The sequence below is a fragment of the Methylomonas koyamae genome (assembly GCF_001644025.1).
In the GTDB taxonomy this organism is placed as follows: domain Bacteria; phylum Pseudomonadota; class Gammaproteobacteria; order Methylococcales; family Methylomonadaceae; genus Methylomonas; species Methylomonas koyamae_A.
This window is the reverse complement of record NZ_LUUK01000006.1, coordinates 1-11,175: the sequence shown is the minus strand read 5'-3', so window position 1 is coordinate 11,175 and position 11,175 is coordinate 1. Positions and strand designations below refer to the sequence as shown.

Below are 11,175 nucleotides of genomic sequence, written 5' to 3'. Positions count from 1 at the left end.
GCGATGGCTTGTCATAAATCCCTAGGCTTAACATGATGGCTTTGAGTTTATTCCAGTATTCATCCGTAAATAGCTGTCGGGGCATCGGTTGCTTGAAAAATCAATCTAATGAGGCAGAGCCGCTCAATTTCAAGGCTATTGTTTCAAAATGGCAACAGCCCCTAATAAATCCGGCGAAACGGGCAGCCATCTTCCGTAGTTGTTTCATGCAGTCTGACTTCGGCGTGTTCGCCGCATTTCAAAATGCCGAAGCGGCCGCTGCCCCCGCCGATATTCAAGAAACCGCCCACGCCCGGCCGCGCCGCGCCGGACGAGACGACTTCCCAGAAGCGATCCGGATCGCCGTGCGCCAACGGCCCGACGTTACGGTGTATGTCGCCGGTCAGCACGATAGCGTTTTGCGGCGCGCGGGCCAACATCCATTGGTAGTCCCGGTAATCGTGCCAACTCTCGCCGCCTAGCTTCAGCGTACTTCCGGACGCGATAATTTTATGGCTTTGCCATTGGTCAAATTGCTGCGACATCCATTCGAGCTGTGCCTCGCCGTGCATCCAGGCGGTAAGCCGACTGGGCGCTTCTCTGAAAGTTCGGCCATCCAAGGTCACAATTCGAACATTTTCGACATCCAACACCGTCTGAATGCCTTGGTCTTCGCCAGCCAGTAGCTCGGCCAAATCGGGCGGCGGCGGATAGTCCGAGCCGCCGGAATTTTTGGTTTGCAAACAGTGTTTGAATTGCATGAACAACCCGCGCGAAATCAAACGCTTCGCTTTAGGCACCGCCTCTTTGCAATCGGACTGATCCCGACCGCGGCTGTTGTTCCAGGCGAAGTCGTGATCGTCCCAGGTCATGGCAATTTGCGATACCTCGCCAATCAACCGCCGGAAACTCTTGACTTGCCACTGTTTGCGGTAGCAGGCGTAAAGCGCCGCCGCAAAATCTTCGGGCGACATCCGGTAAGGTTTGCCGCGCGGCTTGGGACTTCCCAGGAACCCAAAGCTAAAATCCATGTAAACCGAGTCACCCAATAGCACCAACACATTCGGTTTTTGAGCCCGTATCCGGTCCCAGACGTTCTGGATGGGATCGGCGTCGGCGTCCATGCAAGAGGCAAAGGCGATAGTCGTATCGTTCATGGTATTCCCGTGGCTAAAGTTTGAAGGCGGCGAGCCCGCCGCCGGTATGGCGAACGGCCGAAACGCGCTGGATTCTAAGTGGCGCCAAGACTGCGGTAAATATGCCGAATGTTATAGGCCGCGCTCGGACGGATTCGGCGGCCAGCGCTTTAACGCTTATGCGAGTCGACCGGCGACCAACTCGGCAAACGGATCGTCACGGTGGTGCCGGAGTCGGCCGGGTCTTGGCGAGATACCACGTCGATTTCCCCGTTCAGTTTGCTTAAAATTGTCTTGGCCAGCGGCATGCCGTAACCGGTACCCGGCTCGCCGGCGGTGCCGAGGCGAGTGGTGGACTCGCAGGGGTTGAACAGATTGCCCAACAAGGATTGCGGCATGCCGATGCCGCGATCGGCGACCGTCAGCGTTACCGTGTCGCGGGATTGCAGCAGCGTTATCGCGACCGTTTGGCCCGGCCTGGAAAATTTGATCGCATTACCCACCAGGTTGGCGATGACGACATTTTTCATCAGCGCCGCGTCTGCTAACACCTCGGCCGGCGCATCGCCGATCTCGGTCTCAAAGGCCAATTGTTTTTGACGAGCTTGTTCGTCCATCAAGGCCAACGTTTCCAACAGCATCCGCCGCATCGATACCGGGGCCAGTTCCAAGGCCAACTTGCCATCTTTCAATGCGCGCAGCTTTCGAACCTGCTGGATAATAGAGGTCAACTCGCCCAGCGCGTTGTCCACCAGCGCCATGATTTGCTCGGCGTCGTAGAGGCCCGTTTTGGCGGCCTGATTCATCAATTGAATCGCATTGATTGGATTTGCCACGTCGTGCACCAAAATTCTCAACAGATTTTCGGTTTCCTGGCGTTGCTTGTGCAGTTCGCGTTTGGCCGAAGCTTCAAGCCGAATGAAATAGTGGCTGATCAGGATATTGTAGATACCGAAACCGACCAGGTTTATCAATTTGACCTGTTCGTAACTACCTGCTTCGGCGACCAGATTAGGCAATATTCCAATATGGTTGGCGCCGACGAAAGCAGCAAAAGTTACCGCCATCACAAATGCCCCCACCCAGACGCCTCTTACGCCGTAAAACAAACCGAATACCCATGGCGTTCCCGCCAGCCAGAACGCACCCGGCGACTCGTTGCCGCCGGCGCAAGCCATGATCACAAACACCAATCCGACGCCGATCGTAACCGTATACGCGGCATAGCACTTTAGGCTTTGCGTTGCGAGATAAACCAGCGGCGCCAGGCAAACCAGTCCGTATAAGGGCAGCAAAATCGGCCAATAGCGAGTGGTATGGAACGAAAAATATTGTTCGGCGATGAAATACGGCGGGAAGATTACGCATGCCCAGAAGAACACGCCGATTTGGTGGAAGCGGGTACGCAAATCGATAAAGTCGCCGCCTGCCGGTAGCGCGAATAAATTCAGCGGCGAAAATTCGGTTTGGCTACGCACGTTTGCAGCGGCTAAACAGGACGACGGATCACGTCAAACCGTTCCGTTGCGCATAAGCGATCAACTCGCCTCGCCCGGATAAACCGAGTTTACGGTAAATGTTGTGCAAGTGAATTCGGACGGTACCTTCCTGAATATTCAGACGAGCGGCGACGGTCTTATTTCGCGAGCCGACTGCGATAGCTTTAACCAGTTCTATTTCGCGATCGGTCAGCAAATCCCTGACTTTAAGCCGCGCCGCATCGCGCTCCAGCACTCGGCCCACGCTACCGATTTCCAACCACAGTCCGCCAGCATGCACTTTTTTAACCGCCTGAACCAACAAAGTCGGGGGCATGGTTTTCAAAACCACGCCGCGTACGCCCCAGTTCATCGCTTCCAGCAACCGGTCGTCGTCCATACAATAGGTATAAAGCAAGGTCCTACAAGCCAGGGATTCGCCGTGCAGGGTTTTCAATACGTCGAATCCGTCAACCCGGGGCAGGTTGACGTCCAGCAGCAAGAGGTCCGGACGGATGTCGCGGACCGCCCGCAAGGCCTCCTCGCCGTCGCTGGCTTCGGCCACCACCGCGAACTCCGGGTCGTTGCCGAACAACATGCTCAAACCCATCAATGTCATGGGGTGATCGTCGGCGATGACAAGTCTGATTGGCGATGGGGCGTCCATGCGTTTCAATGAAGTTGCTAATAATGGCGTCGAATAATGGTACACAAATTGACTGAGTGGGCCGCGATTTTCGCTTCCAAGGTAAACTCGCCTTAAAAACGGTTACCGGTCGTCGGATGCAATCGTCTTGTCGCAAGCGACGATTTCGAACGAAAGCAATACGTGTTAAGCGCTGCCGACCCAACCGCCGGCTCACGGTTTCGATTCTTTAGGACTCGGCCCGCGCCCGCCCCCCCGTCGTTTAACGCTAGCGGGGCGCGGCAGGATTGCCGCACCCCACGGCGTCGTTTATCGGCGCCACTTAATCAAAGCGGCGCGTTTCAAGCGGATTGACGGCAATTCAGGTTTTTCGGCGCGATTTGGTGTTAACCGCGCCGACGCCAAGTAGCGCCGAGCCCATGAACCAGATCGCGCCGGACAACGGCACCGCGCTGATGCCGCCGTTATCGATAGGCGTGGCCGGGTCGCAGTATTTGACGAAAAACTCGGCGCCCGCGAATAGATAGTCTCGGCTGCCGGTGTCCATGACGCCCAACGTCGCGCTGAAGGTGTTGGCCCCGCCCAAGGACAAAAAGTCGGTAATGTCCAATTCCAGGTATTGTTTCAAACCGCCCACTTCAACCCAGTCGGCGCTGATCGGCTCGCCGTTGATCGAGGTGATGGCGGCATATTCGCGCGTGTCCAGCAGACCGGAATTGAACAACAACGCGTCCGCGACCAATCGGGTATCGTCGCGCAGCCAGACCCGCAAGCGGGCGCGTTCGATATAGACGGTATCGAGCCGATAATCGAAATTCAAGCTTAGATTGTCGTTATCGGCGTTGTCGTCGGCCACAGAAATCAACGTGCCGTGCTTACCGCCGAACAGGGTTTGAGTCAGTTCCAGAACGTCGCAAGGGAACACTTGGTCGCAGCCGAACGGATCGAAACCTTGCTCGACGACCCCTGAAATAGGAGAGGCCAGGATTGGCGATGCGGTTAGTGTCGACGAGAGTAGCAGCGCGGCGGCGCTTAATGGCTTCATGGGTATCCTTGCAAAATGGACGGAAAAAGTGCGACTCGTCAGGCGCCGGGTTTGCGTTCCGAGTCGTGCGTTCCGATAGTTTAGAAGAGACTGGGCGGATGTATAACAACCGGGTGCCGTTGAGGGGCCGGGCGTTAAGTCGGTCCCTCGTGCGCGGCCTGCACGGCAAGGCCGGTCAAGCAGGCTCGGAATCGAGGGATCTTATTTTTTGCGCGACCAAACGGAGGGGGGTTAAAAATGGCTGGTGTTGAAATCGCCGCGAGCCATCGTTTTACGTGATGCCGGCTCTAAGAGGCCGCCCGCGCTCCCCTGGTATTGAGTCGGAGGGGTTTCAGCCGAAAGGCTCGGTGGCCGTTCGGAGAAAGTGCCGAAAATACGACAGTTTGTCAGTGAAAAATCAGACAGCGTAAACAATGTGGGCGACCGTAGACTGTCAGCGTGGGAGGAATCCCGATCGCGAGCGCTAAGCCTCGCGACGGAGGCGGCAAGGATGGGAACCTCGCCACGCCGGCGGAGCCTTAGAAAATAACAATTCGGAGGATGCAATCATGTCAACCTTAACGTCATTTCGGCAAAACGATATTTCCCATGCCGCGTTTTTGGACGCGTTGAGCGGCGAATTCATCGCGCGCACCGGTTGCGGCGTTTACGTTTACCTCAATCCGCAGGACATACACCGCCTGTTCGACGACTACCGCCAGCACGGCGCCTCGATACGCGACATGGTCAGGCCTTGGATACGCGGAGCTTAGCGGATTTGCAGGCCGCAATCGCCGCGCGAAGCGGGTTTAAGCCGCTTTATGCGATGAAGGTCGTTGAAAATGCCGAGGCTGGCTGGTGTCGGAGCGCTAGCGATCGTGGTTAAAGCCCCGCTTGCGCCGTTGACTTCCATTCGCCGGGCGATACAGCGGTTTCAGGATTGCTAGCCGACTGGTATTGGCCGGTTACAGCTTTCGCGGCCGAGCGGAAAGCCGGGTTCAATGCCAGGTCCGCAGCCTGCGAATCCATCGCGGCCGGCGCGATGCGTTGGGGGTCCGCGAAGGCTGGTTGCCCGAAAGTAGGTTTGGGCGGCGCCGAGATGCGGTCAAAGGCAATACGGGGATTTTTTCCCTTGCCAGTGGTCCGGGCGCTTGTTAGGGTTGGCTGGCCCGAATGGCGGGTGTTCGGAACAGGTGGGCATATGACGGTTGGGGTCTGGCGTGTCGCGCTTGCGGCGGTCGCTTGTTCGGTGTTTATTCCCGACTTGGCGGTCGCCGCCGAGATGACGCGCGAGCAAGTGGCGGCCGAGATTTCCGGCGCGACGCAACGCCCGAAATTGACCGGTAAGGATTTGTCGGGACTGGATTTGTCCGGCTTGGATTTTCGCGGCGCGGATTTATTTTCCGCCAATCTGGACGCTTGCCGCTTGGATGGCGCGAACTTGGCGAATACCAATTTAAACCGCGCGCAATTGCGCGGAGCGAGCTTGCGCCAAGCGACGTTGGTTGGAGCCAGCCTTTACGCGGTGGTGTTGGACGGTGCCGACTTAAGCGGCGCCGATCTGAGTGGCAGCCGTATCATCGGTTTGTTGAACGGCGTAAATCTGAGCGGTGCGCTGCTGAGGCGTGCCAATTTGGGCGCGGATATGGCGAATCAGGGCATGGCACCGGCTCGGGTCGAAATGAACAACGCCAAACTGCGCGGCGCGGACCTCAGCGATGCTAACCTGATGCACGGGATTTTGAGCTACGCGCAATTCCAAGGCGCCAATTTACGCCGGGCCAATCTACGCTGGGCCGATTTAGCGGGCGCCAATCTGAGCGACGCCGACGTCGACGGCGCCGATTTCCGTAACGCCAATTTCGACGGCACCAGCCTGCGCGGCGTCAAGGGCGCCGGTTCCGCAGCGGGCATGGACTAACGCGTCCCTCGCTCGCTTACATTCCTCTCGACGCTCTCCGGCGGCACGTTTGCTCGTGTTCCGGAAAGCAACTTCTAAAGACCTTCCCGTTCGAATCGGATTACAATAGCGGCTATTTACGTTTAACCCCGGTATCGCCCAGCCGATGCCGATAGTCAGGAGCGCAATTGGCCGACAGAATCATTCGTATCGCGACTCGACAAAGTCCGCTGGCTTTGTGGCAGGCGGAACATGTCGCGGCCCGGCTCCAACAAGCGTTTCCCGGATTGCGTACCGAATTGGTCAAGATGGTGACGCGCGGCGACAAAATTCTCGACGCGCCGTTGGCCAAAGTGGGCGGCAAGGGCTTGTTCGTCAAGGAATTGGAGCAAGGGATGCTGGACGGCGCGGCCGACATCGCGGTGCATTCGATGAAGGATGTACCGGTGGAATTTCCCGAAGGGCTGCATCTCGCCGTGATTTTGGAGCGGGAGGATCCCACCGACGCCTTCGTTTCCAATCGTTACCGCGATTTGGCCGAATTACCGGCCGACGCTCGCATCGGCACTTCCAGCCTGCGTCGCCAATGCCAAATCAAGGAAAAATTCCCGAAGGCCGAGATTCTCAGCCTGCGCGGCAACGTCAACACCCGGCTGGCTAAACTCGATGCCGGCGAATACGACGCGATCATTCTGGCGTCGGCCGGCCTGAAACGCTTGGGATTGGCTGAACGGATCACGGCGCCGCTGACGCCGGAGCAAAGTCTGCCGGCGATGGGGCAAGGCGCGATAGGCATCGAGTGCCGCAGCGACGATGTCGAAATACACGACTATTTAAAAGTCCTTCACGACGAGACCACCAGCATACGGGTCACCGCCGAGCGAGCGATGAATGCCCGTTTGAATGGCGGTTGCCAAGTACCGATCGCCGGGTTTGCCGAAATTCGCGGCGAAAGCCTGGCGCTGCGCGGTTTGGTCGGCAGTCCGGACGGTTCGGTGCTTTACCGTGCCGAAGCCGAAAGCGGTTTGGCGGACGCCACGGCGCTGGGCGAACGAGTCGCCGACGCATTGCTGGCGCAGGGCGCGGACCGAATTCTACGCGAGCTGTATCAGTGACGCCGGGTTTGCGCGGCGCCCGAATCTTGGTCACCCGGCCGACCGCGCAAGCTCAGCGTTTATGCGGTTTGATCGAAAGCGCCGGCGGACAGGCCGTCCGATTCCCGGTCCTGGAAATAGTCGCCGAGGCGTTGGCCGAGCCAAGTCTGCAATTGGCTGCCGCTAGCGACTGGCTGATTTTTACCAGTACGAATGCTGTGGATTTTGCTATCGCCGCGTTCGGTGGCAAAATGCCCGGCTTGCATCGGCCGAGGATTGCCGCGGTGGGCGAGGCGACTGCCGGGGCTTTGCGCGCGGCGGGATGGCGCGTCGACTGCGTGCCGGCCAGCGATTTCAGCAGCGAGGGCTTATTGGCCGAGGCGCCGCTGCAGGCGGTCGCCGAGCAGCGATGTGTGATCGTGCGCGGAGTCGGCGGTCGCGAAAAACTGGCCGAGGCATTGCGCGCTCGCGGTGCCGACGTGGCGTATTTGGAGGTTTATCGGCGGGTCAGACCCGCTACCGATACGACGGAACTCATCGCGGCGTTGGCGGCGGGCCGCTTGAGCGCCACAACGATGACCAGCCTGGAAGCCTTGGAGAATCTGCTGGTCATGTTGGACGAAACCTCGGTGGCGGCGTTGCGGGCCTTGCCGTTGGTAGTGGTCAGCGAAAGGATAGGCGCGGCCGCGACGGAACTCGGATTTTCCAGCGTGGCGGTGTGTCGGCAACCGGCCGACGCGGCGATTTTAGAGACCTTGACGACGATATTGAACGGGGAAAACAGTGGCGGAAGTAACTGAAGAACAACAACAAGAAAATCAAGCCCCCACCGTGGTGGTAAAAAAGTCTCTCGCCGGGTTGTGGATAGGTATCGTCGCGATTCTATTGGTGATTGGCTTGGCGGCGGCCGGCTTTTATTTCTTTCAGCAATTGCGGGCCAGCCAGGACACCGAAAACAATCAGGACAATCTGAAACTGATTGAAGTCGATAAGGAAATCAACGGTTTGCAGGATCAGTTGTCCGGCCTGCAGTCGCAGCTCGCCAATCTGAACGCCGAAATGACCGGCAAGGACAATCACTTTACTCAAACGCTGACCGATTTCTCGAAACTCCATGAGGAAAGGCTGGAAACCGCCCGCAAGGAACTGGAAGCTTCGATTCAAGTTTTGCAGCGGCAATTGGGTAAGACGCGCGGCGACTGGTTGTTGGCCGACGCCGAATACTTGCTGACCGTCGCCAACCAGCGTCTGCATCTGGTCGGCGACGTCCACACTACTCGCGAAGCGCTGGAAGCCGCCGACCAACGTTTGCGGGAAAGCGGCGACGCGGCGGTTTTCAAAGTACGCGAGCAAATCGCCAAGGAACTGGCGCTGCTGAATAGCGCGACAGTGCCGGACATTGTCGGCATTTACGCCGGTATCCAGCACTTGCAAGACGCGGTCGAAGGTCTGTCGGTATTTTTGCCGCATGCCGGCAAGCAGCCGGAAAAAGCCGAGCCGAATAATGACTTGTCCGAAAACGGTCATGAAATTCTCCAGCAGGTCGCCAAGCAATTGGAAGGTTATGTCGTGTTACGCCATACCGAGCAACCGGTCAACGCCATCCTGACGCCCGAGGAAGCGCATTTTCTCAAGCAGCAGTTGAAGGTCCGGCTGGAAATGATCGAAATCGCCTTGGTTCAGCAGAACGACACCTTGTTCGCCAGTAGCATCGCCGACGCCAAGCAATGGCTGAAGAAAAACTTTGCCGAGGGCCAAAAGACCGAGCAATTCGTCGCCGAATTGGACAAACTCGCCGCCGTGCAAATCCGCAGCCAATATCCGGACGTTTCCGGCTCGTTGAAACTGCTGAAAGACATCGGCAAGCTGCGCCTGGAAACCGACAAGGCTATTATCACCGGCGCGCCCGCCGAACCGGCCGCCCAACCCGCCTCCGGCAACGCTCAGCCATAAGCGAGTACAGTCATGAAGAATCTGATGTATTTTCTCGGTTCGCTGCTGACCGCCGTTCTGGTCGCGTTTTTATTGCATAGCTGGCTGGCCGAGCACAACGATCCGGGTTACGTACTGATCGGCTTTGGGCATTGGTCGTTGGAAACCTCGCTGACCGTGTTTACCGTCGGCCAGGTCTTAGGGTTTTTCGTGTTATACAGCCTGTTCAGGCTGTTGGGCGTGCTCGTTCGGATGCCGGCGCAGATTAGCAAACGCCGCCGGACGATTCGCTTCAATCGCTCGCAAGAGGCACTGGTCGCCGGTTTGGTCGACGCGGCCGACGGCAATTGGGAAAGCGCCGAAAAAGTCTTGATCAAGCACGCCGCGCACAGCGGCGCGCCGTTGCTTCATTATCTGACCGCGGCGCGGGCCGCCCATTCGCGCGGGGCGATGGACAAACGCGACGAATATCTGAAGAAAGCCGCCGAGCAATCGGCCGACAGCGATTTGATCGTCGGTCTGACCCAGGCGGAACTGCATTTGTCGGAGAAACAATTCGAGCAAGCCCTACAAGCGTTGGGTAAGCTGCATTCGATCAATCCCGGCCACGCCAGGGTACTGAAAATGATGCATCAGGCCTATCAGCATTTGGGCGACTGGGAAGGCTTGAGCAAACTGTTGCCGACCTTGCAGCAGCATAAAATCCTGATGGAAGCCGAAGTCAAATTGTTGGAAACCGAAACCTACAGCCGTTTGTTGAAGCAGGCCGCCGCCAGCAACGACGAACCCGCGATCGCCGCCTGTTGGGCCGACGTACCCAACCACATCAAAGTCGTGCCGGGTATCGCCAATATCTATTTCGCGGCGATGATCGCCGTCGGCGCCGGCGTTCGCGTCGAAGACGCCATCATGGCGCAACTCGCCAAGCATTGGGATGAAACCCTGCTGGCCCTGTACGCAACGGTGGATACTGGTGACGACGCCAAGCAATTGCAAGGCGTCGAGCAATGGCTGGCGGTCTATCCGAACAGCGCGGTATTGTTCCAGGTGTTGGGCCGATTGGCGCTGAAAGCCGGCCAGATGGAAAAGGCCGAGCAGTATCTATTGAAAAGCCTGCATATCGAGGCCAGCGTGGCCGCTTACCAGTTGCTCGGCGAAGTGTTTTTCGCCAAGGGCGACAAGGATCAGGCTTGCGACTACTTCAAACACGGTATCGAACTGGCGGCCAACGAAATGATCAGGGGCTTGAACGCCTGACTGTCAATCGGCCTCGGCGTTATCCGCAGTTAATCGTCATACAGGAAATGTCGTCGGCGACATTGCGGTCGCCGATATGCGCGGTCAACGCTTGCGTCAATTCGGCCACCCGGCGCGCCGGCGGCGCGGCGGCGGCAATTTCCAGCAGCCTTTCCCGGCCGAAGGGCTGACCCTCGCCGTTTTCGGCGGCAATCAAACCGTCCGAATACATCAACAATTGGCAGCTTTGCGGCCAATGCCAGACTTCGCAGCGATCGCTGAACTCCCTGTCGTTGACGGTTCCGGCCGGCGGGTGGCGCGACTCGAAGCGGAACAACGGCTGGCCGTCGCCGTCCAGCGCCAGTAAGTCCGGCAATCCGCCGTTCCACAATTCGATAGAATTCCGCTGGCTGTCGACGATGCCGACCGCGATGGCAACGGTGTGTCCCGGCGGCATCTGCACACCCAGCAAGCGGTTGATTTCCCGAATAATCACGGTAATCGATAAGCCTTTCTTGGTCATCGATTGAAAAGCCTGATGAATGATCACGGTGGGCAGCGCCGCCGCCAAGCCTTCGCCGCAAGCGTCGGCCAGCAGAAAATAGATTTGGCCGCTACTGATGCGCCGCGCCGACAGCAGGTCGCCGCTGAAACGCTGGGCCGGCATCAGCCACACCGCCAAGCTGCGGTCGTTCAAATCGTTTTGGCGGGTCATGCGCTCGATCAAACCCTGCAAAAACTGCTGTTCGG

General features: G+C 58.1%; 11 protein-coding genes and 1 pseudogene. 6 read left to right on the top strand and 6 right to left on the bottom strand.

All coding sequences use genetic code 11. The features are described from left to right. From A1355_RS25495 to A1355_RS00670, 5 genes and pseudogenes are all read right to left on the bottom strand, one after another. A pseudogene (locus tag A1355_RS25495) lies at nt 1-85 on the bottom strand (IS5/IS1182 family transposase); the annotation flags it as partial. Between the two features lie 76 nt (nt 86-161). Beyond that, a complete protein-coding gene (locus A1355_RS00685) occupies nt 162-1,136 on the bottom strand; it encodes an alkaline phosphatase D family protein (RefSeq protein WP_064023980.1) in 975 nt (324 codons plus the stop codon). 149 nt (nt 1,137-1,285) lie between these two features. Next, nucleotides 1,286-2,593 (bottom strand): sensor histidine kinase, encoded by a 1,308-nt coding sequence (locus tag A1355_RS00680; RefSeq protein WP_064023979.1) that lies wholly within the window; start codon nt 2,591-2,593, stop codon nt 1,286-1,288. Nucleotides 2,594-2,621: 28 nt separating this feature from the next. After that, nucleotides 2,622-3,260, bottom strand: coding sequence for a response regulator (locus tag A1355_RS00675; protein WP_064023978.1), 639 nt, complete (start codon nt 3,258-3,260; stop codon nt 2,622-2,624). A 340-nt stretch (nt 3,261-3,600) separates the two neighbouring features. After that, the gene (locus A1355_RS00670; protein ID WP_064023977.1) at nt 3,601-4,284 is read right to left on the bottom strand and encodes a hypothetical protein; all 684 of its coding nucleotides are present in this window, start codon (nt 4,282-4,284) and stop codon (nt 3,601-3,603) included. 548 nt (nt 4,285-4,832) lie between these two features. On the opposite strand from A1355_RS00670, the gene A1355_RS00665 reads away from it, so the two are divergent. The 6 genes from A1355_RS00665 (at nt 4,833) to A1355_RS00640 (ending at nt 10,446) form a co-directional block, all read left to right on the top strand. After that, nucleotides 4,833-5,036 (top strand): hypothetical protein, encoded by a 204-nt coding sequence (locus tag A1355_RS00665; protein ID WP_064023976.1) that lies wholly within the window; start codon nt 4,833-4,835, stop codon nt 5,034-5,036. A gap of 428 nt (nt 5,037-5,464) precedes the next feature. Beyond that, the gene (locus A1355_RS00660; RefSeq protein ID WP_082885272.1) at nt 5,465-6,184 is read left to right on the top strand and encodes a pentapeptide repeat-containing protein; all 720 of its coding nucleotides are present in this window, start codon (nt 5,465-5,467) and stop codon (nt 6,182-6,184) included. A gap of 167 nt (nt 6,185-6,351) precedes the next feature. Beyond that, the gene (gene hemC, locus A1355_RS00655; protein WP_064023975.1) at nt 6,352-7,278 is read left to right on the top strand and encodes a hydroxymethylbilane synthase; all 927 of its coding nucleotides are present in this window, start codon (nt 6,352-6,354) and stop codon (nt 7,276-7,278) included. Next, the gene (locus tag A1355_RS00650; protein ID WP_064023974.1) at nt 7,275-8,057 is read left to right on the top strand and encodes a uroporphyrinogen-III synthase; all 783 of its coding nucleotides are present in this window, start codon (nt 7,275-7,277) and stop codon (nt 8,055-8,057) included. Before hemC ends, A1355_RS00650 begins: the two co-directional genes overlap by 4 nt. Then, nucleotides 8,041-9,210 (top strand): uroporphyrinogen-III C-methyltransferase, encoded by a 1,170-nt coding sequence (locus tag A1355_RS00645; protein WP_064023973.1) that lies wholly within the window; start codon nt 8,041-8,043, stop codon nt 9,208-9,210. The genes A1355_RS00650 and A1355_RS00645 overlap by 17 nt, the downstream gene beginning before the upstream one ends. Nucleotides 9,211-9,222: 12 nt before the next feature. Then, nucleotides 9,223-10,446: a heme biosynthesis HemY N-terminal domain-containing protein gene (locus tag A1355_RS00640; RefSeq protein ID WP_064023972.1), complete on the top strand. Its 1,224-nt coding sequence runs from the start codon at nt 9,223-9,225 to the stop codon at nt 10,444-10,446. Between the two features lie 19 nt (nt 10,447-10,465). On the opposite strand, the gene A1355_RS00635 is transcribed toward A1355_RS00640, so the two are convergent. Next, nucleotides 10,466-11,175, bottom strand: a 710-nt coding sequence (locus A1355_RS00635) for a PP2C family protein-serine/threonine phosphatase (RefSeq protein ID WP_157197682.1), incomplete at its 5' end; no start/stop codon positions are given.